The sequence below is a fragment of the Saccharothrix texasensis genome (assembly GCF_003752005.1).
Classification (GTDB): Bacteria; Actinomycetota; Actinomycetes; order Mycobacteriales; family Pseudonocardiaceae; genus Actinosynnema; species Actinosynnema texasense.
The window spans coordinates 4,356,007-4,380,615 of sequence record NZ_RJKM01000001.1 but is presented as its reverse complement, the minus strand read 5'-3'; the positions used below and the strand labels follow the sequence as shown (position 1 = coordinate 4,380,615).

26 protein-coding genes are annotated in these 24,609 nt (G+C 72.2%); 17 read left to right on the top strand and 9 right to left on the bottom strand.

Features of this window, described 5'->3' with window-relative positions; all coding sequences use genetic code 11:
- Positions 1 to 99: 99 nt before the first annotated feature.
- The gene (corA, locus tag EDD40_RS18490) at positions 100 to 1,176 is read right to left on the bottom strand and encodes a magnesium/cobalt transporter CorA (protein WP_123744024.1); all 1,077 of its coding nucleotides are present in this window, start codon (positions 1,174 to 1,176) and stop codon (positions 100 to 102) included.
- A 294-nt stretch (positions 1,177 to 1,470) separates the two neighbouring features.
- Here corA and EDD40_RS18485 point away from each other — a divergent pair, with 294 nt between their 5' ends.
- Positions 1,471 to 1,977, top strand: coding sequence for a MaoC family dehydratase (locus EDD40_RS18485; RefSeq protein WP_123744023.1), 507 nt, complete (start codon positions 1,471 to 1,473; stop codon positions 1,975 to 1,977).
- Positions 1,978 to 2,002: 25 nt separating this feature from the next.
- Positions 2,003 to 3,088: a DUF2332 domain-containing protein gene (locus tag EDD40_RS18480; RefSeq protein WP_201438596.1), complete on the top strand. Its 1,086-nt coding sequence runs from the start codon at positions 2,003 to 2,005 to the stop codon at positions 3,086 to 3,088.
- 14 nt (positions 3,089 to 3,102) lie between these two features.
- Here EDD40_RS18480 and EDD40_RS18475 read toward each other — a convergent pair whose 3' ends face one another.
- Positions 3,103 to 3,516 carry an NUDIX hydrolase gene (locus EDD40_RS18475; RefSeq protein ID WP_123748119.1) on the bottom strand — a complete coding sequence of 138 codons (414 nt, stop codon included), beginning with the start codon at positions 3,514 to 3,516 and terminating at the stop codon, positions 3,103 to 3,105.
- Between the two features lie 142 nt (positions 3,517 to 3,658).
- Here EDD40_RS18475 and EDD40_RS41785 point away from each other — a divergent pair, with 142 nt between their 5' ends.
- The 5 genes from EDD40_RS41785 to EDD40_RS18455 are packed head-to-tail and all read left to right on the top strand — an operon-like array spanning position 3,659 to position 6,504.
- Positions 3,659 to 3,817, top strand: coding sequence for a hypothetical protein (locus tag EDD40_RS41785; protein WP_170185132.1), 159 nt, complete (start codon positions 3,659 to 3,661; stop codon positions 3,815 to 3,817).
- Between the two features lie 38 nt (positions 3,818 to 3,855).
- Positions 3,856 to 4,416, top strand: coding sequence for a PH domain-containing protein (locus EDD40_RS18470; RefSeq protein WP_123744021.1), 561 nt, complete (start codon positions 3,856 to 3,858; stop codon positions 4,414 to 4,416).
- 31 nt (positions 4,417 to 4,447) lie between these two features.
- Positions 4,448 to 5,305, top strand: coding sequence for a PHP domain-containing protein (locus EDD40_RS18465; RefSeq protein ID WP_123744020.1), 858 nt, complete (start codon positions 4,448 to 4,450; stop codon positions 5,303 to 5,305).
- A 46-nt stretch (positions 5,306 to 5,351) separates the two neighbouring features.
- Entirely contained in the window at positions 5,352 to 6,191 is an 840-nt protein-coding gene (locus tag EDD40_RS18460; protein WP_123744019.1) for a RecB family exonuclease, read from the top strand.
- A gap of 10 nt (positions 6,192 to 6,201) precedes the next feature.
- Positions 6,202 to 6,504 (top strand): hypothetical protein, encoded by a 303-nt coding sequence (locus EDD40_RS18455; protein WP_123744018.1) that lies wholly within the window; start codon positions 6,202 to 6,204, stop codon positions 6,502 to 6,504.
- A 15-nt stretch (positions 6,505 to 6,519) separates the two neighbouring features.
- Here the strand turns inward: EDD40_RS18455 and EDD40_RS18450 are convergent, their stop codons facing one another.
- The 3 genes from EDD40_RS18450 to EDD40_RS18440 all read right to left on the bottom strand — a co-directional run bounded on the left by EDD40_RS18450 (position 6,520) and on the right by EDD40_RS18440 (position 10,997).
- Entirely contained in the window at positions 6,520 to 7,392 is an 873-nt protein-coding gene (locus tag EDD40_RS18450; RefSeq protein ID WP_123744017.1) for an alpha/beta fold hydrolase, read from the bottom strand.
- A 92-nt stretch (positions 7,393 to 7,484) separates the two neighbouring features.
- Positions 7,485 to 8,852, bottom strand: a complete 1,368-nt coding sequence (locus EDD40_RS18445) for an Rv3212 family protein (protein ID WP_246037724.1) — start codon at positions 8,850 to 8,852, stop codon at positions 7,485 to 7,487.
- 501 nt (positions 8,853 to 9,353) lie between these two features.
- Positions 9,354 to 10,997 (bottom strand): DEAD/DEAH box helicase, encoded by a 1,644-nt coding sequence (locus tag EDD40_RS18440; protein ID WP_211348203.1) that lies wholly within the window; start codon positions 10,995 to 10,997, stop codon positions 9,354 to 9,356.
- 353 nt (positions 10,998 to 11,350) lie between these two features.
- Here EDD40_RS18440 and EDD40_RS18435 point away from each other — a divergent pair, with 353 nt between their 5' ends.
- The gene (locus EDD40_RS18435; RefSeq protein WP_123744015.1) at positions 11,351 to 12,046 is read left to right on the top strand and encodes a ferritin-like fold-containing protein; all 696 of its coding nucleotides are present in this window, start codon (positions 11,351 to 11,353) and stop codon (positions 12,044 to 12,046) included.
- Between the two features lie 41 nt (positions 12,047 to 12,087).
- Positions 12,088 to 12,318 carry a DUF3107 domain-containing protein gene (locus tag EDD40_RS18430; protein WP_123744014.1) on the top strand — a complete coding sequence of 77 codons (231 nt, stop codon included), beginning with the start codon at positions 12,088 to 12,090 and terminating at the stop codon, positions 12,316 to 12,318.
- 99 nt (positions 12,319 to 12,417) lie between these two features.
- Here the strand turns inward: EDD40_RS18430 and EDD40_RS18425 are convergent, their stop codons facing one another.
- Positions 12,418 to 12,714, bottom strand: a complete 297-nt coding sequence (locus EDD40_RS18425; protein WP_211348202.1) for a DUF4873 domain-containing protein — start codon at positions 12,712 to 12,714, stop codon at positions 12,418 to 12,420.
- A complete protein-coding gene (locus EDD40_RS18420) occupies positions 12,714 to 13,448 on the bottom strand; it encodes a TetR/AcrR family transcriptional regulator (protein WP_123744012.1) in 735 nt (244 codons plus the stop codon). The genes EDD40_RS18425 and EDD40_RS18420 overlap by 1 nt, the downstream gene beginning before the upstream one ends.
- 68 nt (positions 13,449 to 13,516) lie before the next feature.
- Here EDD40_RS18420 and EDD40_RS18415 point away from each other — a divergent pair, with 68 nt between their 5' ends.
- Positions 13,517 to 14,416, top strand: a complete 900-nt coding sequence (locus EDD40_RS18415) for an AurF N-oxygenase family protein (protein ID WP_123744011.1) — start codon at positions 13,517 to 13,519, stop codon at positions 14,414 to 14,416.
- Positions 14,413 to 15,312 carry an alpha/beta fold hydrolase gene (locus EDD40_RS18410; RefSeq protein ID WP_123744010.1) on the top strand — a complete coding sequence of 300 codons (900 nt, stop codon included), beginning with the start codon at positions 14,413 to 14,415 and terminating at the stop codon, positions 15,310 to 15,312. Before EDD40_RS18415 ends, EDD40_RS18410 begins: the two co-directional genes overlap by 4 nt.
- A gap of 203 nt (positions 15,313 to 15,515) precedes the next feature.
- Here EDD40_RS18410 and EDD40_RS18405 read toward each other — a convergent pair whose 3' ends face one another.
- Positions 15,516 to 16,163, bottom strand: a complete 648-nt coding sequence (locus tag EDD40_RS18405; protein WP_053716225.1) for a TetR/AcrR family transcriptional regulator — start codon at positions 16,161 to 16,163, stop codon at positions 15,516 to 15,518.
- Between the two features lie 140 nt (positions 16,164 to 16,303).
- Here EDD40_RS18405 and EDD40_RS18400 point away from each other — a divergent pair, with 140 nt between their 5' ends.
- The 3 genes from EDD40_RS18400 (at position 16,304) to moeZ (ending at position 19,821) form a co-directional block, all read left to right on the top strand.
- Positions 16,304 to 17,287, top strand: coding sequence for an alpha/beta fold hydrolase (locus EDD40_RS18400; protein ID WP_123748117.1), 984 nt, complete (start codon positions 16,304 to 16,306; stop codon positions 17,285 to 17,287).
- 81 nt (positions 17,288 to 17,368) lie between these two features.
- Entirely contained in the window at positions 17,369 to 18,394 is a 1,026-nt protein-coding gene (locus tag EDD40_RS18395; RefSeq protein ID WP_123744009.1) for a DUF3152 domain-containing protein, read from the top strand.
- 254 nt (positions 18,395 to 18,648) lie between these two features.
- Positions 18,649 to 19,821 (top strand): adenylyltransferase/sulfurtransferase MoeZ, encoded by a 1,173-nt coding sequence (gene moeZ, locus EDD40_RS18390; protein WP_123744008.1) that lies wholly within the window; start codon positions 18,649 to 18,651, stop codon positions 19,819 to 19,821.
- Positions 19,822 to 19,873: 52 nt separating this feature from the next.
- Here moeZ and EDD40_RS18385 read toward each other — a convergent pair whose 3' ends face one another.
- Positions 19,874 to 20,101, bottom strand: coding sequence for a hypothetical protein (locus EDD40_RS18385; protein WP_123744007.1), 228 nt, complete (start codon positions 20,099 to 20,101; stop codon positions 19,874 to 19,876).
- A gap of 116 nt (positions 20,102 to 20,217) precedes the next feature.
- Here EDD40_RS18385 and EDD40_RS18380 point away from each other — a divergent pair, with 116 nt between their 5' ends.
- The 3 genes from EDD40_RS18380 (at position 20,218) to EDD40_RS18370 (ending at position 24,577) form a co-directional block, all read left to right on the top strand.
- Positions 20,218 to 21,012: a TIGR02569 family protein gene (locus EDD40_RS18380; RefSeq protein WP_246037723.1), complete on the top strand. Its 795-nt coding sequence runs from the start codon at positions 20,218 to 20,220 to the stop codon at positions 21,010 to 21,012.
- A gap of 152 nt (positions 21,013 to 21,164) precedes the next feature.
- Entirely contained in the window at positions 21,165 to 23,138 is a 1,974-nt protein-coding gene (locus EDD40_RS18375; protein ID WP_123744005.1) for a molybdopterin oxidoreductase family protein, read from the top strand.
- Positions 23,135 to 24,577, top strand: a complete 1,443-nt coding sequence (locus EDD40_RS18370; RefSeq protein WP_123744004.1) for an FAD-dependent oxidoreductase — start codon at positions 23,135 to 23,137, stop codon at positions 24,575 to 24,577. The genes EDD40_RS18375 and EDD40_RS18370 overlap by 4 nt, the downstream gene beginning before the upstream one ends.
- Positions 24,578 to 24,609: the final 32 nt, after the last annotated feature.

Sequence of the window (24,609 nt, the reverse complement as noted above, 5' to 3'; positions counted from 1 at the left end):
AGCCACCCGATGAGGAAGGTGAGCACCCAGAACCGCAGGTTGGTGAACATTCTGGACATGGGGGGACGTCCCGTCGCTGGCTGGGGAGGGTGAAGGGGCTCAGAGCCATTGGTTGCGACGGAATATTCGGTACAGGGTGAGGCAGACGACGAGGATCACGGCGATCACCATGGGGTAGCCGTACTTCCAGTGCGTCTCCGGCATGTGGTCGAAGTTCATGCCGTACACGCCGACCACCATGGTCGGCACGGAGATGATCGCCACCCAGGCGGCGAGCTTGCGCATGTCCGAGTTCTGCTGGAGCGTGATCTTCGCCAGCACGGCGTTGACCAGCGTGGTGAGCAGCTCGTCGAAGTTGATCACGCGTTCGGACACCTCGGTGAGGTGGTCGTCCACGTCGCGGAAGTAGGAGCGCACCTGCTCGGGGATCAGCGGCGTGTAGCCCTCCGCCAACCGCCGCAGCGGCACGGCCAGCGGCATCACCGCCCGGCGCAGCTCCAGCACCTCGCGCTTCATCAGGTAGATCTGGTCGGCGCTGACCCGGCTGCGCGGCTGGAAGACCAGCGCCTCCATCTGGTCGATGTCGTCCTCGATGTGGTCGGTCACGTCGAGGTAGTTGTCCACCACGTGGTCGGCGATCGAGTACAGCACCGCGGCCGGTCCCGTGCGCAGCCGCTCCGGCTCCTCCTCCAGCTGGCGCCGCACCGCCGCCAGCCCCGAGTGGTTGCCGTGCCGGACCGTCACCACGAACTCGCGGCCCAGGAACACCATGATCTCGCCGCTCTCGACGATCTCGTTGGCGGTGTCCGGCGACGAGTTCTGGATGTACCGGACCGTCTTGAGCACCATGAACAGCATGTTGTCGTAGCGTTCGAGCTTGGGCCGCTGGTGCGCGTGCACGGCGTCCTCGACGGCCAGCTCGTGCAGCCCGAACGTGTCCGCGACGCCCTGGATCTGCTCCTCGTCCGGCTCGTGCAGCCCGATCCAGACGAACCCGTCGCCGCGCTTGCGCACCTCCTCGACCGCGTCGACGTGCGACCAGCGGCCGGGCAGGCGCTTGCCGTCGACGTAGACGCCGCAGTCCACGACGTACCGCGCGAGCGGCACGGGGATGGGCAGCGGGGGTCGTTCCTGCGCGCGGCCTCTCAAGCCGCCGAGCGAGGGCAAGCTGGGCACGGGTCCTCCAGGTGGGGAGCGTCGACTCGACGAACGACGACGGCACGTCCCGACCGGTACCGCTGGGCCTAGCTGTGGAAAGCCGGCTCCCCGATGAGGACGCGCGAGGTACTCGCAGGATGGGGGTCGTTACTCATCGGTAGTCCTCACCTCCTCGGGTCGACTGGCCGCGGCGGTGTAGTCGCTCACAGACCAGTTGCCGAGGGTACTCCCCCGGTGCTCACACTGTCGTCCCGGTCGGCGTGGTCCTCGATCACACCGACCCCACCAGTAGCCGGCCAACGGAGGCGTGCGGTGCAGTTCGGGCGTTATTACGAGGAGTTCGAGGTCGGCGCGGTCTACAAGCACTGGCCCGGGAAGACGGTCACCGAGTACGACGACCACCTGTTCTGCCTGCTCACCATGAACCACCACCCGCTGCACCTGGACGCGCACTACGCGGCGGAGACCACCGAGTTCGGCAAGAACGTCGTGGTCGGCAACTACGTGTACTCGCTGCTGCTGGGCATGTCGGTGCCCGACGTGTCGGGCAAGGCCATCGCCAACCTCGAGGTGGAATCCCTCAAGCACGTCAAGCCCACGTTCCACGGGGACACCATCTACGGTGAGACCGAGGTGCTGGACAAGACGCCCTCGAAGTCCAAGGACGACCGCGGCGTGGTCCACGTCGAGACGCGCGGGTACAAACAGGATGGAACGGTCGTCTGCGTGTTCCGCCGGAAGGTCATGGTGCCCAAGCGCTCCTACGGTGAAGCGCGCGGCGGCGAGCAGCCGGGCAGGCCCGAACCCGCGGCCCGCTGAGCCGGCGATTAGACAAGGGAGTGACGTGACCTCGCTGGATCTGGTGCGGCAACGACTGGCCCGGTTCGCCAGGAGCGAGGCGCACGGCGTCTCGCCGCTCTACGAGCACCTGGCCTCCCACGCCGCCGACGATCCGGAGGTCGCCGGCCTGCTGACCGCCGCCCCGGAGCGGTTCGCGCACGCGACCCTGCTCCTGGCGGCGGCGCACCGGCTGGTGCAGGCCGAGCCGTTCCACCGGCTGTCCGACTACTACCCCTCGCTCGGCGGCACGTACGGCGCGGACGAGAGCACCTGGCGGCTGTTCCGGGAGTTCGTGCTCGACCGCGCCGACAAGGTGCGCGAGCTGGTCGCCACCCGCTCGGTGCAGACCAACGAGGTGCGGCGGGCCACGCTGCTCTACCCGGCGCTGGCGCGCGTCAAGGGGCCGGTCGGGCTGCTGGAGGCCGGCTGCTCGGCCGGCCTGCTGCTCGGCCTCGACCAGTACGGCTACCGCTACCAGACCCAGCAGGCCGGGCAGCTCGTCGCGGGGCCGGCCAAGGCCGCGCTCGGGCTGCACTGCGCGCTGGAGCTGGCGCCCGGCGCGGAGCTGCCCAAGATCCCCAAAACGGTGAAGATCGCGGCCAAGGTGGGGCTGGACCGGGCGCCCGCCGACCTGACCGACGAGGACACCTACGCGTGGCTCGAGGCGTGCGTGTGGGCCGACCAGCCGGAGCGGCTGCGGCTGTTCGGCGTGGCCGCGACCGTGCAGCGCAAGTCGCCGCCGGAGTTCGTGGTCGGCGACGCGGTGGCGGACCTCGGCGCGGCCGCCGCCCGCGTGCCCGAGGACCTGCCGCTGGTGGTCCTGACCAGCAACGTCCTGCCGTACCTGGCGGGGGAGGAGTTCGTGGCCGCGCTGCGCGACCTCGGCCGCCCGGTGTGGTGGTTGAGCCACGAGGGCTACGCGGCGGGCCTGGCGCACGTGCTGCCGGGCCGGGACGACCTGCGGCCCGGCCCGGACGACCCGGCGTTCGGCGTGGTCGGGCTCGTCCGGTTCGAGGGCGGCGAGGTGCGGTCGGCGCAGGCGTTGGCGAGGACGGCGCCGCACGGCCAACGGTTGGTATGGCTCCCCTGAACGGGGGATCCCGTTCACGAACGGGGTAGTTGACCCCAGGCTTCGAGGGTCTCGCGCAGCATCTCGGTCAGTGGGAGTGTGGCCAAGATCGCAGCGTCGACCCAGCGCGCGTCCACCGCGTCGTCGCCTGGTCGGAGCACGCCGGATCGCACCTGGCAGGCGTAGTCGTGGATCTCGTAGACGCCGCGTGGCGCCGTGCGGGTGACGCTGCCCACCAACGCCCCGACGGTTACGGAGAGTCCCGTTTCCTCGCGCAGTTCCCGCACGATTGCGGTCTCGTCGGACTCGCCGGGTTCGACTCGGCCACCCGGTATCGACCACAGTCCCTCACCTGGAGCATTGCCCCTCCGCACGAGTAGCAGTCGCCCGTTCGAGTCATGGACGATGCCACCGACACAGCGGATCCGGGGCTCACGTTCGGCCGTCACGATTACCAAGCGTAGTCACACCGGGTTGGCGGTGCAGGACGCTGACCCAAGTGCGGTACAAATCTCCCGACGTGTCGCGGAGTGCGGTACAACGGTTTTCACTGGCGCCAAACGGGTGCGGTAGCGAACGGGGTTGATCACCGTGAATCTGAAGAAGATTCTCACTTTCGCCGGGGTCGGCTTGGTCCTGTTCTTCCTCATCGCAGAGCCTCAGCAAGCGGCTCAGCTGGTGCAGAACATCCTGGGCACCCTTCGGGAAGCCGCTGAGGCGCTCATCACCTTCGTGAAACAATTGTTCTGAGTCGCCCGACTCCTCCCCCACGGCGAGAGGTCGCAGGCATGTTCGCACCACGGGACCCCGACGAGTACCTGCTCCCCACGGAGCGTCGGGTCATCCGGGTACGCAGGCACTGGAGCAGCCTGCTCTGGGATCTCCTGGAGGCCGGCGCGCTGCTCGCCGGCGCCATGATGATCTCCTACCTGCTGCCCGACAACGCGGTCATCGTCCAGAACATCCTCTGGTACGCCTCGCTGTTCGTGCTGCTCAGGCTGGCCTACTTCGTCATGGAGTGGTGGGTGGAGCGGATCGTGGTCACCGACAAGAGGTTCATGATCTCCTCGGGGGTCTTCGAGACCAAGGTCGCCATGATGCCGATCAGCAAGGTCACCGACCTCACCTACGAGCGTTCGGTGCTCGGGCGCATGTTCGGCTTCGGCACCCTGGTCGTGGAGTCGGCGGGTCAGATCCAGGCCCTCAACCGGATCGAGTACCTGCCCAACCCCGAGGAGGTCTACGACGCCATCTCGGAGTTGACCTTCGGCGACAAGAAGGCCCAGGCGGAGCGCTTCTCGATGATCAAGGCGCAGCGGGCGGCGCGCGGCAAGAAGATGGTGCCGTAGGTCGGACCCGGCCGTGGTGGAGACTGGCAGGGTGCGCATCGACCTGCACACCCACTCGACCGAGTCCGACGGCACCGACACGCCCGCGGAGTTGGTGGCGGCCGCGGCCGCCACCGGCTTGACCGCGGTCGCGCTCACCGACCACGACACCGCTGCCGGCTGGGCGGAGGCGGCCACCGCGCTGCCACCCGGCTTGAAGCTGGTGCGCGGCGCCGAGCTGTCCTGTGCCTCCGACGACGGCCGGGGCCGGGTCATCACCGTCCACCTGCTCGCCTACCTGTACGACCACACCTCGCCCGCGCTGGTCGAGGAGCAGCAGCGGCTGCGCCTGGAACGACGACACCGACTGCGCCGGATGGCCGAGCGGATGGTCGACGACGGGTTCCCCATCGACCCCGACGAGCTGATGGCGGCCATGCCCGCCGACGCGCCCGCCGGACGTCCCCACCTCGCCATGGCGTTGATCCGGGCGGGCGTGGTGTCCACCGTCGACGAGGCGTTCGCCCGGTACCTCACCGGCGGCCGGTACTACGTGCCGCGCACCGACACGCCCGTGGCGCGGGCCATCGAGATGATCACCGAGGCGGGCGGGGTGACCGTCCTCGCCCACCCGTTCGCCACCTCGCGCGGCCCGATCGTGACCGACCAGGTGGTGGCCGACCTCGCCGGCCTCGGCCTGGCCGGCGTCGAGGTCGACCACCCCGACCACGACCCGCCGACGCGCGCGCGGCTGCGCGGCCTGGCGGGGGAGCTGGGGCTGCTGACCACCGGGTCCAGCGACTACCACGGCACCAACAAGACCGTGCGCCTCGGCGCGGAGACCACGTCACCGGACGTGCTCGACGCCCTGGCCGACCGGGCAACCGGGTGCAAGGTGCTGGTCGGTTGAGGTAGCGCCGCGAGAACTGTCGGACTCCCTCGGTAGCGTTGCGCCCGTGCAGGAACAGCTGGGGTTCGACTTCGGCGCGATGCCGAAGAAGCTCGTGCGGGTGACGCCGGCGAAGCTCACCACGTGGGCCGACTGCCCGCGCCGCTTCCGCATGGCCTACCTCGACCGGCCGTCGCCGCCGCGCGGCGGGGCGTGGGCGCACAACACCCTGGGCGCGGTCGTGCACAACGCGTTGAAGGCGCTGTTCGACCTGCCCGCCCAGCGGCGCACCCCCGAGCAGGCGGTCGCGCTGCTGCACCGGCAGTGGAAGAACGACGGGTTCCGCGACGCCGAGCAGGCGGCCGTGTACCGGGACCGGGCGGTCGGGTGGGTGCGCGACTACGTCACCGAGCTGGACACGTCGATCGAACCGGTCGGCATCGAGCGCTGGGTGTCCACACCCACCTCGAAGATCGTCGCCGAAGGCCGGGTCGACCGGATCGACCTGCGCGACGGCGAGCTGGTGATCGTCGACTACAAGACCGGGCGGCACGCGCTGACCGTGGACGACGCGCGGGGCTCGCAGGCGCTGGCCCTGTACGCGCTGGCGGCCCGGCGGACACTGCGCAAGCCGTGCCACCGGGTGGAGCTGCACCACCTGCCGACGGGCACCGTGGCGGTGTGGGAGCACACCGAGGAGAGCCTGGGGCGGCACGTGTCGCGGGCCGAGGAGGCGGCGGACGAGCTGCGCCTGGCCACCGACACGCTGGAAGCCGGCGGCGACCCGGAGATCCTGTTCCCGCCGCGCACCGGCAACCAGTGCACGTGGTGCGACTTCCGCCGGTCGTGCCCCGAAGGCCGGCAGGCCGCGCCGACGATCGACCCGTGGTCGTTGCTCGCGCCGTAGAGTTGGCCGCGTGACGATGGTGGACAGCGGACCCGAAGCACGCCTGGCCAGGCTGTGGCGCGGCGTCAGCGGCGCGCTCGCCGTCGGCTTGGCGCTGCTCGCGCTGGCCCTGATCGGCGTGCAGGTCTACGCGGGAGCCCACGACCTGCCCGGACCGGGCCTGGCCGTGGTGGCCGGGCACGGCGCGGCGGCCGCCGCCGCGGTGGTGGCGCAGGTCGTGGCCGACCGCCGGCGCGGCTGGGCGGTGGTGTTGTGCGGCCTGCTGGTCGTGCTGCTGACCGCGTCGACCCTGTGGTTCTTCTGGTGGGCCTAGCGGCTCGGGCCGGTCTCAGGACAGCCAGGCGCGCCAGGTCGGCAGGAGCGTGGCCAGCAGGGCGTCCGGCGCCTCGGTGTTCGGGTTGTGCATGACGCCGGACAGCACGGCGAAGTCGGCGTCGAGGCGTTCGGCCATGTCCCGCTGCCCGGCGGACGACCAGGCGTCGTCCAGGTCGCCGCACACCACCAGGCACGGGATGCCGTTCGACCGGGTGACGCGGGCCAGCTTGGCGACCAGGTCCGGTTCGGCGCGCAGCGCCTCGCCCATCCCGAGCAGCCCGACGGGTGACGAGCGGACGAACCGCTCGCGGTAGAAGTCCTTCAGCTCCTGCGGCACCATCCGCCAGCGCGGGTTGAGCGCCAAGCGGGTCTCGTTGACCTGCTGCGACGCCTCGATGCCCTGCTCGCGGAGCACGATCTCGCCGTAGTCCAGGGCGGTGCGGCGCTCACCCGGCGGCAGCTCGGACGGACCGGACGCCATCAGCGTCAACCCGGCCACCGGCGCGCCAGCCAGCACCGCGCCACGCGCCACGAGCCCACCGAACGAGTGACCCAGCAGCAGCACCCGCCTGCCCTCGGCGGCCAGCTTCGCGACCAGCTCGGCCACCACCCCGCCCAGCGCCTCGGGCCGGTAGTCGGACTCGGCCGGCGGGCCGGGCGACTCGTACTGGCCGGGCAGGTCGATCGCCACGACCTCGATGCCGGCGTCGGCGATCGGGTCGAGCAGCGGCGCGAAGTCCTCTTTGGACCCCGTGTAGCCGGGGAGGAGCAGCGCGGTCGCGCCGAGGTCGGGTCCGGCGGCGGGCGCGTGGAGGGCCGCGACGGGCCCGTGCCTGCCGGGCAGGTCCACGCGTTGCGCCCGGTGCGGGCTGAACTGCGAGTGCACGTCTGGCAGTCTGCCGCACCGGCCGCTCGTGCGCGTGACGCGTTACCGCAGTGGACGCCGCGCGGCGTGGTGCCGGGCTTGGTTCCGGGGGTTCAGCGGAGGGCGACGAGCGTGCCGCCGCGCTGCTCCAGCACGACCGGGCCCTCGGTGGCCATCTCGACCGGGCCGGTGTGGTCGCCGCGGTCGACCGGGATCGACGCGACCTCCTCGCCGGTGATCTGGTCGAGCACCTTCAGCCCGGCGTCGACCGGCAGCAGCAGCCGGCCGGCGAGCGTGGTGCCCGCGCCGAGCGTGCCGGTCGCGGTCCACAGCGGGTTCAGCTCGGTCAGCGACAGCGCCACCGTCTTCGACCCGGTGAACCAGTAGACGTTCGCGGTGCTGGTGAACGTCGACGCCACCCGTCCCGGCGGGTCGCCCGCCAGCTCCTCGGCGGTGACGTCGACCGGGTAGCTGCCGATCGAGGCGCCCGTCTCGGAGTCGAACACCACGAGCCGGCCCGGCACGACCAGCGCGACCCGGTTCGCCGTCACCGCGACCACCCGCGCGCCGGTCTCACCGGTCACGGTGGAGGTGATGACCTGCGGCTCGTCGGACTTCTCGGGGTTGGGCTTGAGGATGGTGAGGCGGTCGGACGGGTCGAGGGAGGGGCAGCGCTCGATCATCGCGATCTTGCCGCCGGTGACCGCGAACGAGTGGTACGTGCAGCCGGTGCGCGGCTGCTTGTTCGGGTTCACGATCGCGCGCAGGGCGCCGTACTCCATCGAGCGGACCAGGTCGTCGCGGCGGTAGACCTCGACGTACGTCCCGCCCGTGGTGAGCACGTGCGAGCCCTCGTTGAGCAGGCGGGTGCCGAACTCGGCGTCACCGTTGCGCTGCGGCCCGCGCTTGCCGGAGGCCGTCTCGAGGGTGGTGATCTCGGAGCAGTTGGTGTCCTTGCGGTGCGCCGCGAACACCCGGCCCCAGGCCGTGGTGACCGTGCACAGGGGGAGGTCGCGGGCGTAGCGCCAGCGGACGTCGCCGGTGAACGCGTCGCGGCCGACCACCTCGCCGCCGTCACCCGTGACGACAACCGAGTCGAGGTTCACCGGAACGGGTGTCGCCCCACTGGGCGCGCGCCAAATCTCCGACAGCGTCGGCGGCATCGCGGTGACGGGCTGCAACGGGGTGATCTCGGACGGACCCGTTTGGCTGACGGTGTTGCGGGCGTCGCTGGTCAGCCACAGCACGAGGCTCGCCACCAGCACCGCGACCACGACCAGGGTCAGGCCGATGAAGTCGCCCCTGGTGCGCCACGACCTGGACGGCACCGGCTCGTGCGGCTCGGCGCCGTGCGGATCGGCGTCGTGCGGCTCGCGGCCGTCGTCCTGCGGCTCGACCTGGGGTTCGACGGGCTGCGCCAGGACGTCTTCCCCGTCCAGCACGACCTGCCCGTTCGACTCCGCCTGCTCCGGCTGGCCCACTGCCCGGCTCCCGATGGTCGGTGATCTGTCGCGTTCGTCTGGCGACATGCTGCCACCACCGGGAAGAGGTCGGTGTGAGGCGGCGGCCCTACCGCTGCCCGCGACCTCCCGCAACCGCGCGCGCCCGCCCGTCCTGCCTGGTGGGTGCGGCCTGCCGGTCGTCACCGGGGCCAGTCCCCGGCCGCCCGTTCCCGGCCGCCCGTTCCCCAGCCGCCCACTTCCACCCGCCCGTTCCCGGCGGCCCGGTCCTCGCGGTCCGGGCCGGTTCCGTTCCGGGTGGTGGCCGGTCGCGGCGGAGTGTCGCCGCTGCCTCCTGGCGGACCCGGGTCGCCGTGGTGGCGGTGGGCGGGTTGGCCGGGGGCCGGGGTTGGTTCGGGGCTCCTCGTTTCAACCGAGGTGCGGTAACGGTGTTTCCGTACATTGTCGGGCCATGATCACCCGATCGTGTGGCTGATCGGGCCGGGCAGCGCTCGTGCCCGCGCTGCCCACCACGATCATTCCCTACTCGGCCGCCGCGGGCTCGGTGGAGTCGCCGCCGGTGCGGCGGCGCCTGCGACGACGCGGGCGGTCGGCGTCACCGGCCGGGGTGGCCGACGACTCCGGGGCGCCCGCGGTGACCTCGGCGGACGCCTCGGCGGTCCCGCCGCCCTCGCCGGCGGCCGACACGCCACCGCGGCTGCGGCGGCGCTTGCGCGGCCTGGTGCCGCCTTCCTCGCCCGAACCGGAACCGGTGGTGCTGCCACCGCTGCCGGCGCCGGACTCGGCGGCCGGAGCCGCGTCACCCGTCCGGCCGGTGCGGCGGCGCTTGCGCGTCTTCTTCTCGCCCTTGAGGTTCTCCTCCGGCTCGGCGTCCAGGCCCGCGCGCGTGCGCAGCCCCAGCGGCAGCCGACCGGTCGAGCCCGCCGGGATGTCCAGGTCCGCGAACAGGTGGTCCGACGTCGAGTACGTCTCCACCGGCTCCGGTTTGCCCAGGTTGAGCGCGTCGCTGATCATCTTCCACCGGGGCATCTCGTCCCAGTCGACCAGCGTCACCGCGACACCCGTGCGCCCCGCCCGGCCGGTGCGGCCGATGCGGTGGACGTAGGTCTTCTCGTCCTCGGGGCACTGGTAGTTGATCACGTGCGTGACGCCCTCGACGTCGATGCCGCGGGCCGCCACGTCGGTGGCCACCAGCACGTCGATCTTGCCCGAGCGGAACGCCCGCAGCGCCTGCTCGCGCGCGCCCTGCCCCAGGTCGCCGTGCACGGCCGCGGCGGCGAAACCGCGTTCGACCAGGTCGTCGGCGACCTTCTGGGCGGTGCGCTTGGTCCGGGTGAACACCATCGACAGGCCGCGCTCGCGCGCCTGCAACGCCCGCGCCAGCAGCTCCGACTTGTCCAGCGCGTGCGCCCGGTAGACGAACTGCTCGGTGCGCTCGTGGATGGCGCCCGCGTCGTTCTCCTCGGCCCGCACGTGCGTGGGCTGGTTGAGGAACGTGCGCGCCAGCGTGATGATCGGGCCGGGCATGGTCGCCGAGAACAGCATGGTCTGCCGCTCGTCGGGCACCATGCGCAGGATCCGCTCGATGTCGGGCAGGAAGCCCAGGTCGAGCATCTCGTCGGCCTCGTCGAGCACCAGGCCGCGCACCTTGCCCAGCACCAGGTGGCGCTGCTCGGCCAGGTCGAGCAGCCGGCCCGGGGTGCCGACGACCACGTCGACGCCCTTGCGCAGGGCCGCGATCTGGGGCTCGTAGGGCCGCCCGCCGTAGATGGCCAGCACGCGCACGTTGAGGTGCTTCGCCGCGTCCGTCAGGTCGTGGGTGACCTGGAGGCACAGCTCGCGCGTCGGCACGACGACCAGCGCCTGCGGCGTGCCGTCACCGGGGGTGACGATCCGTTGCAGCAGCGGGATGCCGAAGCCCAGCGTCTTGCCGGTGCCGGTGCGGGCCTGGCCGATGACGTCGTCGCCGGCCAGCGCCAGCGGGAGCGTCAGCTCCTGGATGGCGAACGTGCGGTGGATGCCCGCCTCGGCCAGGGAGCGCACGATCTCCTCGCGCACCCCCAGCTCGCCGAACGTGGGCGAATCGGACTTGACCGGGGCGTCGGCCACGAGCGGGTGCGAGGTGTCGTCCTCGGGGACACCCGCCTCGCTGTGCTCCAAGGTCACCGGGTCGACATGGGTCTCTTCGTTCGTCGCGGTCAGGGTGATCGCCTCTCTCGTACCAGCGCGCCACGGCCTGTACGGGCCGCTCGACCGCGTCACCGCCACTCGACCACCGCTGGGGGGCCGGGCGGGTCGCGGGAGGGCCAGCGAGGTGTGTGCGCGCACCCTCTCCTGGCGGCACGGTGCCGCCGCAGTTCAGCCTTCGGCACCGCTGCGAGCCCCCACTGGGCCGCGCCGCGCCGGGCGTCATCTGTCGAGTCTACCCGCCGACTAGGCCGATCGGGCTGGTTCGCGGCCGTGAGTGCGGATTCGCGTGCCTGGGGTGTCGCCGACGACACGCGACTAGGCTCCGTGGCATGAGCGACCGGGGAGTGGGTGCAGCGGTGGGCCAGGTTGCGGTGGGCGGCGCGGACCAGGTGGCGGAGGGCGTCGTCGACCTGCTCGGGGCCCTCGCGTACGGCGAGCTGTCGGCGTTCGACCGGCTCGCCGAGGACGCCAGGACCGCGCCCACGCTGGCCGGGCGCGCCGCGCTGTCGCAGATGGCGGCGGCCGAGATCGGCCACTACGCGCTGCTGGACCGCTACCTGGCCGAGCGCGGCCACTCGCTGGAGGAGGCCATGCGGCCGTTCGCCGCGGGCTTCGACGGCTTCCACGCCTCCACGGCGCCGCGCTCGTGGCTGGAGTCGCTGGTCAAGGCCTACGTCGGGGACGCGCTGGCGGCCGACTTCTACCGCGAGGTCGCCGAGTGGCTGGACGAGCCGACGAAGGAGCTGGTGCTCGCGGTGCTGGCCGACACGGGTCACTCGGCGTTCGCCGAGCGCGAAGTCCGGTCCGCCTGCGACGACGACCCGAAGCTGCGAGACCGGCTCACGTTGTGGGGTCGCCGGCTGCTCGGCGAGGCATTGACGCAGGCCCAGTACGTGGTGGCGGAGCGCGACGGGCTGGCGGAGCTGATCGTGCGCGGCTCGGGCGACCTGGCGGGCATCGCGGCGCTGTTCCGGCGCCTCCAGCAGAGCCACACGCGGCGCATGTCGGCCCTCGGGCTCGGCTAGGGTTGGTGTTCGAAAGCCATCAACGCCGCACGGAGGTCAGCGTGGAGGTCAGGGTCGGGATCGCGGACAGCCCGCGGGAGCTCGTGGTGTCCAGCGGGCTCACCCCCGAAGAGGTCGAGGCGCAGGTCCAGGACGCGCTGAAGACGGGCACCGGGCAGCTCGTGCTGATCGATCAGAAGGGCGCCCGCTACCTGGTGCCGGCGGCGCGCATCGCGTACGTGGAGATCGGGCCGAGCGACTCGCGCCGGGTCGGGTTCATCTCCGGCGACTGAGCGCGCGGCACTGGGCCGAGTGAACTCCGGGCCCGGGCGACCGGGCACGAGAAGGGGCACCCGATCGGGTGCCCCTTTCGCGTCCTCCGACCCCGGTGATCAGCCGACTTTGAACGGCGGCGTCGAGGTGCCCGCCACGCGGTAGCGCAGCCACGGGTCGCGGTCGGTCAGCGCGCCGGTCGCCGAACCGTCGGGGGTGCGCAGCAGCGCGGTCCGCGCGCCCCCCTCCACCAGCTCGGTGACCTGCTCGTTCGCGCCGACCCGGCCGTACCAGTGGTAGCGGCCGTCGATGGGCTGGAAGTAGCCGCGCAGCTCGACGTCGACCGGCACCTCCCGCTCGTCGAACACCAGCACGGCCGCGCCGGTGTAGCCCTCTTCGTCGTGCTCTTCGGACATCACGCCTCCTCGACGTCGACGACCCGCAGCCGGGGTCCTCCGGGCCGGTCGCCGTCGGCGAACCCGGTGCTCAGCGGCTCGTCCGGGTCGAGTGCCACGCCCGCGGAGCGGAGCAGGCCGTCGATGGCGTGCCAGATGATCGTGGTCAGGTAGTCGCTCAGGCTCGCCCGGGTCATGGACTGCCGGTCGAGCCACCAGTCGCCGGCGTTCTGCACCATGCCGACCAGCGCGTGCGCCCACGGCTCGGCGCCGCCGGAGTCCATGTCGAACGCCCGCAGGTAGTCGCCGAGCAGCCGGGCCAGGGCCGCCGCGATCAGCTGCTTGTCCTCGTTGACGACGTCCTGCTCGACCGGCCGGTCGGTGAACGACTTGCGCACCACGAACCGGTACAGGTTGGGGTGCTCCTCGATCACGGACAGGTACGCGTCGACGATGCCCTGGATGCGGGGCCGGATCGGGCCGTCGAGGTCGATCGCGGGGCCCATCTTGTCCATCAGCATCTCGGTGCCGCGTTGGCCCACGGCCAGGTAGAGGTCGGACTTGTCGGCGAAGTGCCGGTAGAGCACCGGCTTGCTGACGCCCGCCTCGGCGGCGATCTCGTCCATGCCCACGTCCGGGCCGTGCTTGGCGACGGCGCGGATGGTGGCCTCCACGAACTCGGCGCGCCGCGCTTCGCGGTGACCCTTCCACCGTTCCCGGCGGGCGTCGGTTCCGCCCTTGACAGTTCGAGCCATGTGACGCACGCTACCAGAAGTAACCGTTACCTCAAGTTACAGATAACTCTCCCCGGGAGGGACCACCGATGACGAAGGCCTTGAAGGTCGCGGATCGCGAGAAGACCGCCGAGCGTCTGCTCAACTCCTCGGCCGACAAGTTCTACGACCCAGAGGTGGACATCGACTGGTCCGCGCCCCTGGTCGACGGCCTGCGGTTCACGCCGGAGCACCGGTGCTCGCTGTACGGCACCGAGCTGTGGGACCGGATGAGCCCGGACCAGCGCGTGGACCTGTCCCGGCACGAGGTCGCGAGCGTGGCCAGCGTCGGCCTGTGGTTCGAGATCCTGCTGATGCAGATGCTGCTCAAGGAGGTCTACCGCTCGGACCCGACGACCAAGCACGCGCAGTACGCGCTGACGGAGATCGCCGACGAGTGCCGGCACTCGACGATGTTCGCCCGGATGGTCGAGACGATCGGCTGCCCGCCCTACGGTCCCGGCCAGTACACCTACCAGCTGGGCAAGCTGCTGCCGGTGATCGGCTACGGGCCCGCCCTCTACGGGTCGATCCTGGTCGCCGAGGAGATCCTGGACCGGCTCCAGCGCGAGACGATGGCCGACGAGACCGTGCAGCCGCTGGTGCGCATGGTCAACCGGATCCACGTGCTCGAAGAGGCCCGGCACGTGCGGTTCGCGCGGGAAGAGGTCGTGCGCGGCATGGCCGAGCTGACCCGGAAGGAGCTGCCCTACCAGCGGTGGCTGATCGCGACCACGTCCATGTTCATCACCCGGTCGCTGATCAACCCGGACGTGTACGCGGCCGTGGGGCTGGACAAGGAGCAGGCGCACAAGGCGGCGCTGGCCAACCCGCACTGGCGGGAGAGCATCCGCTGGTCGGGCGAGCGGATCATGAAGTTCCTGGACGAGGTCGGTCTGGTCGGCAAGCCGGGCATGAGCGCGTGGCGCCGCTCGTTCCTGCTCGGATGAGCGCCGGGACGGCCGCCGTCGCCGTGGGCGGCGATCGGGCCGGGGAGGCCGGCCGGTTCACGACCTCCGACGGCACGGCGCTGCACGTCGTGGACACCGGGCCGCGGGACGCCGAGGTGACCACCGTGCTGCTGCACGGCTGGACGTTGGACCACACGTCGTGGGACCTCGTGGCGTCGGGGCTGCCGGGGCGCGTGCTGCGGTACGACCACCGGGGTCACGGCCGCTCGGCGCCCGCGGCCCCGGGCACGGCCACCATCGCGCGGTGCGCCGACGACCTGGCCGAGCTGGTCGCGGCCCTCGTGCCGACCGGCCGGCTCGTGCTGGCCGGGCACTCGATGGGCGGCATGACGATCATGGCGTTGGCCGAGCAGCACCCCTCGCTGCTCGACCGCGTCGACGGGGTCGTCCTGGTCGCCACCTCGTCGGGTGAGCTGGCCGGGTCGACGCTGGGGCTGCCGGGCGCGGTGGGCCGGGCGTTCGTGGCGGGGGAGAAGGCGGTGAACCGGCGGATCGCCCGGTCGCGCCGGCCCGTGCTGCTCACCCGCACCGAAATGGCCCGGCCGGGGCTGCGGTGGCTGCTGTTCGGCAAGCGCCCGTCGTGGCGGGACGTCGCCATGACGGCCGCGATGGTCGGCCGGTGCCACCCGGTGAGCATGGTCGGGTTCCGCGACTCGCTCGACGGGCACGACCGGCGCGCGGCGCTGGCCGGGTTGGCGGGTGTCCGCGCGGTCGTGCTGGCGGGCGCGGAGGACCGGCTCACGCCGCTGCGGCACGCGCGGGTGCTGGCGGACGAGCTGCCGCACGCCGAGCTGGTGATCCACCTGGGCGCCGGCCACATGCTGCCCTTGGAGAGGGCGCGAGAGGTCACAGCACACATCACCGCGCTGCTGTGAGCAACCGGTCGAGGGCCGCCACCACCAGGGGTACCCCCGCGAAGGGGAACCCTTGTCTTGATCCTGCCGGCAGCCACCGACAACCACCGCGCGTCCACGACGACCTGTGGACAACTCGGCGCGGCGGTGATCGCCGGTGAGGGCCGCTGTCGGGGGCGGCCCTCACCGCGCGGACGCCCCCCGGCTCAGCGCCGCAACGGGGCTCAGTGCTGCAACGGGAAGCCGCCGCCGATGCCCCGCCAGGCGAGGTTCGAGATCAGGGCGACCGCGTCCTCCTTCGCGAGCTTCCGGTCGTCGGCCAGCCACGCACGTGCCGTGACCTGCGACAACCCCACCAAGCCGACCGCGAGCAGCCGGGCGCGGTGCTCGTCGAGGCCCGCGTCGGCGGTGATCGTGTCGGTGATGGCCTCCACGCTGTCGGTCGTCGCCCGCTCCACGGCGCGCGCCACCGCCGGCTCGCCGCGCAGGTCCGACTCGAACACCATCCGGAACGCCTGGCCCTCGCCGTCCACGAAGTCGTAGAACGCGGCGACCGCGGCCTTCACCCGCTGCTTGTTGTCCGTCGTGGACGCCAGCGCACCGCGCACGCGGTTCACCAGCTCGTCCACGTGGGACTCCAGCAGCGCCATGTACAGCTCGAGCTTGCCGGGGAAGTGCTGGTAGAGGACCGGTTTGCTGACCCCCGCGCGTTCCGCGATCTCGTCCATCGCGGCGGCGTGGTAGCCGTTGGTCACGAACACGTCCTGCGCCGCGGCCAGCAACTGGGCACGCCGAGCGGTCCGCGGGAGCCGTACACCCCGCCCCGCCGCGCCGCCGTGGTGCCCGACCGCAGTCTGGGCCGTCTCCGTCATGGTGCCTCCAGCCGACCAATCACTTCGCGGAACCGGGAAGGGGGTTGCCCTTCCGGCTCGCCGGCAACCTTACTCGCTGGTAGCTGCGTTCCGGGAAAGCTTCTCGTTTCGTAGGACGCCCGGCCAGGCATCCTGGGGTGGTGACCGAGACGCTGGAGGCCCGCAGGACCGCCATCACCCACGTGCCCCTGTCCACCGCGCCGCTACCTCCACTGGACACAACGATCCAGCCGTGGCCTGGTGACTACGTCGAGGTCGGCGGGCACAGCGTGCACGTCCGCCGCACCCCGGGACCGGCCGGGGCGAAGGCGGTCTACGTGCACGGGCTCGGCGGCTCGGCGACCAACTGGACCGACCTGGCGGCACAGCTGCGCGAGCACGTCGAAGGCCACGCGCTGGACCTGCCCGGGTTCGGCCGGTCCGAGCCGATCGACGGCTACGACTTCCGGATGACCACCCACGCGCGGGTCGTCATCGAGTACGTCGAGTCGCTCGGCGCCGGCCCCGTGCACCTGTTCGGCAACTCCATGGGCGGCGCGATCACGTTGATCGCCGCCTCCGCCCGGCCCGACCTGGTGCGCACCCTCACCCTCGTGTCGCCCGCCGTGCCCGACCTGCGGCCGAGCCTGAGCCGGGTGTCGGACCGGCGGCTGCCGCTGGCGTTCCTGCCGGTCGTCGGCCCGCGCGTGCAGGCCCGCCTGGCCGCGATGACGCCCCGCGAACGCACCCACCAGATGCTGCGGCTGTGCTTCGCCGACCCCGACGCGGTGCCGGCGAACCGGATCGAGCAGAGCGAGCACGAGTACACCGAGCGGTCCGCGCAGGCCTGGGCGGGCGGCGCGCTCAGCGCCAGCACGGTCGACCTGATCCGCTCGTGGCTGGTGCCGAGGTCGAAGTCGATGTGGCAGCTGCCGCCGAGGATCACCGCGCCGACGCTCGTCGTGTGGGGCACCGAAGACCGGCTGGTCAGCGTGCGCAAAGCACCCAGGATCGCCCGGCTGCTCCCGCGCGGCCGGCTGCTCGTGCTGCCGCGCACCGGGCACGTGGCGCAGATGGAACGACCGGTGTCCGTGGCGCGCGCCGTGACAGGCATGTGGGAAGCGGTCGAACGGCAGGCGTGGTGACCCGCGACCCGTCAGCCGACCGGTGACGCGCAGGTCACCTGGAGTCCGCCGCCGGGTCGCGGTTGTGGCACCCTGGTTGCCGTGAACCGGACGTCGCAGGGCGCGCGTGACACGGCGCCGTCCTCTGATGGCCGGCCGCCGCTGTCCGAAGAGCGCTACCGCCGCGGCACGCGCCGCACCGGCGCCGAACCGCTCGCCGCGGCCTGGGAACCGGCCGGTCGCCGACGCCGCAAGCGCCGCCGCGGCCTGAAAGGGCTGATCGCCGGCTACGGCTGGCGGATCTACGCCATCCCCGTGCTGCTCGTGCTCACCGCGCTGGTCGTGCTGGACACCGCCGCGCCGTCGACCTCCGCCGACGGCGGGACGAACCCGACCACCGGCCCGCCCACGCCCCCGGCCACCTCCGGGCCGCCCGAAGCGACCGAGAAACCGCCGGTCGACGTGGACCTCAAGAACTTCCCCACCGCGCAGCTGCCGGACGGGCCGAAGTTCTCCGAACAAGGCGCGGGCACGTTCGCCGTGGTACCGGGCGGCACCCAGCCGGCAGGTACGGGCGGCAAGCTCTACAAGTACGCGATCGCCATCGAGGACGGCGTCGAACCCGCGGACTACAACGGCGACCGCGAAGCGTTCGCCCGCACGGTCGACGGCATCCTCGCCGACCCCCGCAGCTGGGTCGGCACCGGCCAGGTCACCATGCAGCGCGTCGAAGGCGGACCGGTCGACTTCACCGTGAGCTTGACCACCACCGGCACCACCCACGCCCTGTGCGGGTTCCAGATCCAGTTCGAGTCGTCGTGCTGGCACCCCGGCACCGAGCGGGTCGTCATCAACGTGGCCCGGTGGGTGCGCGGCGGCAAGGTCTACGGCAGCGACCTCAGCGCGTACCGGACGTACGCGATCAACCACGAGGTCGGCCACGTGCTCAAGAACCCGCACGAAGGCTGCAAGGAGAACGGCAAAGCCGCCCCGGTGATGATGCAGCAGTCGTTCGGGGTGGCCAACGACTACGTCGCCCAGCTCAACTCGGTCGACTCCTCCAACCGGTACGCGGTCGAGGCCAACGGCCTGGTCTGCACCCCCAACCCGTTCCCGAACGCGCAGTGACATGGCGCCGCCTCCGGCGTCGCGGCGAGGTCGCCGGAAGTCGGGCGTCCGAGCCTCGTTCCCGGCGATCGGAAAGCGTGATCGCCGGGAAAGGAGACTCGGACGCCCGACGCGACCTCGCGGTCAGTGGCGGGTGGGTTGGGTGGATTGGGTGGGGTGTCCCGAGGCTTGGGACGACTTCCCATCGGGGAAGACGGACGGGCAGGCTGGTGTTGTCCGTCGGTAGAGGACATGTTTCGTCGAGGAGGACTCAGATGGCGCTTCCGCCGCTCGTGGAGCCCGCAGCGGAGCTGACCAAGGAAGAAGTAGCGCGCTACAGCCGCCACCTGATCATCCCGGACGTCGGGGTCGACGGGCAGAAGCGGCTGAAGAACGCGAAGGTCCTGGTCGTCGGAGCGGGTGGCCTGGGCAGCCCGGCCCTGCTCTACCTCGCGGCGGCGGGTGTCGGCACGCTGGGCGTGGTCGACTTCGACATCGTCGACGAGTCGAACCTCCAGCGGCAGGTCATCCACGGTCAGTCCGACGTCGGCAAGCCCAAGGCCGAGTCGGCCCGGGACTCGGTGGCCGAGATCAACCCGTTCGTGAAGGTGGTGCTGCACCAGACCCACCTGAACTCGGAGAACGCGCTCGACATCTTCCGCGACTACGACCTGATCCTGGACGGCACGGACAACTTCGCCACCCGGTACCTGGTCAACGACGCGGCCGTGCTGCTGGGCAAGCCGTACGTGTGGGGCTCGATCTACCGGTTCGAGGGCCAGGTCAGCGTGTTCTGGGAGGACGCGCCGAACGGCCAGGGCCTGAACTACCGCGACCTCTACCCCGAGCCGCCGCCGCCCGGCATGGTGCCGTCGTGCGCGGAGGGTGGCGTGCTGGGCGTGCTGTGCGCGTCGATCGGCTCGGTCATGGTCACCGAGGCGATCAAGCTGCTGACCGGCATCGGCGACCCGCTGCTCGGCCGGCTCATGGTCTACGACGCCCTGGAGATGTCCTACCGGACGATCAAGATCCGCAAGGACCCGGAGAGCCCGAAGATCACTGAGCTGATCGACTACGAGGCGTTCTGCGGTGTCGTGTCCGACGACGCGCAGCAGGCCGCCGCGGGCAACACGATCACGCCGCTGGAGCTGAAGCAGAAGCAGGACAGCGGCGAGGACTTCCTGCTGGTGGACGTCCGCGAGCCGCACGAGTACGAGATCGTGAAGATCCCGGGCTCGGTGCTCATCCCGAAGGACCGCATCCTGTCGGGCGAGGCGTTCGCGGAGCTGCCGCAGGACAAGCAGGTCGTGCTGCACTGCAAGTCGGGCGCCCGCTCGGCCGAGGCGCTGGCCGTGCTGCACCAGGCCGGGTTCAAGGACGCGGTGCACGTGGGCGGCGGCGTGCTCGCCTGGGCGCGCGAGGTCGACCCCTCCCTGCCGACGTACTGAGCCGACCCACGACGCCGGGACTGCCCTCGGGGGCAGCCCCGGCGTCGTGCGCTCACGGCTCGGTCACCTCGGCCGGGAACAGCAGCAGGCCGGTGCCGGACAGCGGGCCCCGCGCCGGGCGGAACGGCCCGCGGCGCCAGGCCCCGGATCGGCTCGCGCACCACCTCGCTGACCACGACGTGCGCGGGCTCGTCGGCCGCGATGGCGACCGGCAGCGGTTGCCGGCGGGCAGCGCCCGGTGCAGGACGAGCGCGAACGCGGCGTGCGTGGCGTCGGTCACAGACCAATCCTCCTGCCGAGACCGCAATAATGCGGTTAGGCCGAATGCGTGGACACCACGTGTTCGAACGCCCGAGGTCCACCAACGGGAGGCCCGGTGCAGGTAGCGTGCCGGCCGTGACCACTCCGGAGCCGCCGCCGTCGCACGTGCGCGCCGCGTTCGGCGCGCGCGACGCCGAGCCGGAGCTGATCGACGGCGGACCGGTGTGGCGGTGCGGCGACGCGGCGATCCGGCCCGCGGGCAAACCGGCCGAGGCCACCTGGGTGGCCAAGACCCTCGACGCGCTCGACGTCGACAACCTGCGCGTGGCCAGGCCGCTGCGCTCCACCGACGGCCGGTACGTGGTCGGCGGCTGGGCGGCGACCAAGTACCTGTCGGGCCGCGCCGAGCCGCGTCACGACGAGGTCGTGGACGTGGCGGTGAAGCTGCACCGGGCGACCGCCGAGCTGACCAGGCCCCGGTTCCTGGACGCGCGCGTCGACCTGTTCGCCACCGCCGACCGCTGCGCGTGGGACGAGGAGAAGGCCGACCTCGACCCCGACCTCGGCGGGCGGCTGTTCGACCTGACCGCCGCCCGCCGCGAGCCGGTCGCGCTCAAGCCGCAGGTGGTCCACGGCGACCTGTTCGGCAACGTGCTCTTCGCGGGCGACGCCGCGCCGGCGATCATCGACTTCGCCGCCTACTGGCGTCCCGCGCCCTACGGCGCGGCCGTCGTCGTGGTCGACGCGCTCGCCTGGGGTGGCGCGGATCACGGTCTGCTCCAGCGGTGGGCGCACCTGGAGGAGTGGCCGCAAATCCTCCTGCGAGCCACCCTGTTCCGGCTCGCGGTCCACGCCCTGCACCCCCGTTCGAGCAGACAATCTCTGGTGGGCCTGGAGCGAACGGCCGCACTCGTCGTCGACCTGCTGTGACCTCACCCTCAACGCGCGGTAGCTGAGCAGGCAAGTTCGCGTGGACGAAACAATCCGCGGTCTGGCGTTAACAGCCGGTTCTTACCGTCGGGCGCGTGACCGACTCCCGCAGGATCGACACGCACTGCCCGTACTGCGCGCTGCAATGCGCGATGACCATCGAGAACGGCAAGGTGTCGCCGCGGGAGTTCCCGACCAACCGCGGCGGGCTGTGCCAGAAGGGCTGGACGTCGGCCGAGCTGCTGACCTCGCCCGCGCGGCTGACCACGCCGCTGGTCCGCCGCGACGGCGAGCTCCGGCCGGCCGGCTGGGACGAGGCGCTGGACCTGATCGCGGCCAAGCTCGCGGAGCTGCGCGAGGAGCACGGGCCGGACTCGGTCGGCGTGTTCGGCGGCGGCGGGCTGACCAACGAGAAGTCCTACCTGCTCGGCAAGTTCGCCCGGGTCGCGCTGGGCACCTCCCAGATCGACTACAACGGCCGGTTCTGCATGTCCAGCGCCGCCGCCGCGGGCCTGAAGGCGTTCGGGCTGGACCGCGGCATGCCGTTCCCGGTCACCGACCTCGACCGCGCGGACGCGATCCTGCTGGTCGGCGGCAACCCGGCGGAGACCATGCCGCCGTTCGTGCAGCACCTCAAGAACGCCGAGCTGATCGTCATCGACCCCCGGCGCACGCCCACCGCCGAGCTGGCCACCCTGCACCTGCAACCCGCGCCCGGCACGGACCTCGCCCTGGCGCTCGGCCTGCTGCACACCGCCGTGGCCGACGGCTACCTGGACAAGCAGTACCTCGACGAGCGCACCACCGGCTTCGACGACGCCTGGCGCGTCGCCGCGACGTGGTGGCCCGAACGGGTCGAGCGGGTCACCGGCGTGCCGGTCGCCGACCAGCGGGCGGCGGTGCGCATCCTGGCCGAGGCGCACAACGCCTTCATCCTCACCGGTCGCGGCACCGAGCAGCACGCCAGCGGCGCGGACACCGTGTCGGCGTGGATCAACCTGGCGCTGGCGCTGGGCCTGCCCGGCCGGAAGTACTCCGGCTACGGCTGCCTCACCGGTCAGGGCAACGGGCAGGGCGGGCGCGAGCACGGCCAGAAGGCCGACCAGCTCCCCGGCTACCGCAAGATCGACGACCCGGCGGCCCGCGAGCACGTCATGAACGTCTGGGGCGTGGACGACCTGCCCGGACCGGGCCGTTCGGCCTACGAGCTCCTCGACGCGCTCGGGCAGCCCGGCGGACCCAAGGCGCTGCTGGTGTTCGGCAGCAACGTCATCGTCTCCGCGCCGCGCTCACAGCACGTCGCCGACCGGCTCGGGGCGCTGGACCTGCTGGTCGTGGCAGACCTGGTGCTGTCGGAGACGGCCGCGGTCGCCGACGTCGTGCTGCCGATCACGCAGTGGGCCGAGGAGAGCGGCACGATGACCAACCTGGAGGGCCGCGTCCTGCTGCGCCAGGTGGCGGTGGCGCCGCCGGAAGGCGTGCGCAGCGACCTGGACGTGCTGCGCGGCCTGGCCACCCGCCTCGGCCAGCCCCCCGAGCGGTTCCCGACCGAGCCCGAGGTGGTGTTCGAGGAGCTGCGGCTCGCGTCCAAGGGCGGCGTCGCCGACTACTCCGGCGTCACCTACGAGCGACTGCGCCGGGGTGAGGCCCTGCACTGGCCCGTCGTGCGGGACAGCACGCCGCGCAACTTCCTCGACCGCTTCGCCCACGCCGACGGCCTCGCCAGGTTCGTCCCCGTCGAGCACCGCGGTCCGGCCGAGGTGCCCGACGCCGACTACCCGTTGCAGGCGACCACCGGCCGGGTGCTGCAGCACTACCAGTCCGGCGCGCAGACCCGGCTGGTGCCCGAGCTGAACAAGGCCGAGCCCGAGGCGTACGTGGAGGTCCACCCGGACACCGCGACCAGGGCGGGCCTGGACCACGGCGGCATGGCGGCCGTCGTCTCGCGGCGCGGCCGGACCGTGGCGCGGGTGCGCTGCGTGCCCTCGATGCGGATCGACGTCGTGTTCCTGCCCTTCCACTACGCGGGCGAGGGCCGGGCCAACCTGCTGACCAACCCGGTGCTGGACCCGACCAGCCGGATGCCCGAGTTCAAGGTGTGCGCGGTCCGATTGGAGTCGGTATGAGGAACGTTGTCATCGTGGGCTACGGCATGGCCGGCGCCCGGCTGGCCGACGAGATCCGCCACCGCGACCCGAAGGCGGAGCGCGTCTCGGTGACCGTGCTGGGCGACGAGTCGCACCACGCGTACAACCGGGTGCTGCTCTCCAGCGTGGTGGCCGGGTCGCTGACGCCCGACGCGGTGCGGCTGCACGCCCCCGACTGGGCCGCCAAGCACCACGTCGACCTGCGGCTCGGCGGCGCCGTCACCAAGATCGACCGCACCCGCCGGGTCGTGCACGTCGACGACACCGAGGTGCCCTACGACGCGTTGGTGCTGGCCACGGGCTCACGCTCGTGGGTGCCGCCGACGCCCGGCCTGCTCGACGGCAACGGCGACCTGGCCCCCGGCGTGGTGGCGTTCCGCTCGCTGGACGACTGCGCCGAGATCGTGGCGAAGGCCTCGCCCGGCACGCCGGTCGCGGTGCTCGGCGGCGGGCTGCTCGGGCTGGAGGCCGCCCGCGGCCTCGCCGGCCGGGGCTGCCTGGTCACCGTGGTGCACCCGGTCGGGCACCTGATGGAACGGCAGCTCGACGCGGGCGCGGGCCGGGTCCTGGCGACCACGTTGAACGGCCTGGGCATCGAGTTCCGGCTCGGCGTGCTGGCCGCGAGGTACACGCCCGGCGACGGCCTGGAGCTGGACGACGGCACGCACGTGCCCGCCGACCTGGTCGTCGTCTCGGCGGGCGTCCGCGCGGAGACCGGCCTGGCCGAGCAGGCGGGCATCGACGTCGACCGGGGCGTCCTGGTGGACGACGCGCTGCGCACCAGCGACCCCAGGGTGCACGCCATCGGCGACTGCGCCCAGCACGTCGGCACCGTGTCCGGCCTGGTGCAGCCCGCGTGGGAGCAGGCGGCCGTGCTCGCCGACCGGCTCACCGGCGCCGCGCCGGCCGCCCGCTACGCCGGCACCACCGTCGTGACCAGGCTCAAGGCCCGCGACGTCGACCTGGCCGCGTTGGGCGACGTGCACGTGGGCGTCGACTCGGCCGACGACGAGGTGCTGTGCTTCCAGGACCCGGCGCGCGGCCGGTACGCCAAGCTCGTGCTGCGCGACGACAAGGTCACCGGCGCGATCGTGCTCGGCGCACCGGACGCGGCGGCGGCCATCACCCAGCTGTTCGACCGCGGCCTGCCCGCGCCGACCGACCGGCTCGCGCTGCTGCTGGGCCGCGCGCTGCCCGCCGAGAACGAGGCCAGCCCCGCCGACCTGCCCGCCGCCGCGGTGGTGTGCCGGTGCAACACGGTCAGCAAGGGGCAGCTGGTCAGCGCCTGGCGGGGCGGCGCGACGACGCTGTCCGCGATCGCCGAGGTCACCCGGGCCGGCACGGGCTGCGGCGGCTGCAAGGACGCGGTCTGCGGGATCGTCGACTGGCTCGCGGCCTCACAGCCCCAGTCCGCGTGATGTGCGGGGGAGTTGCCGCCGACGACACCTGT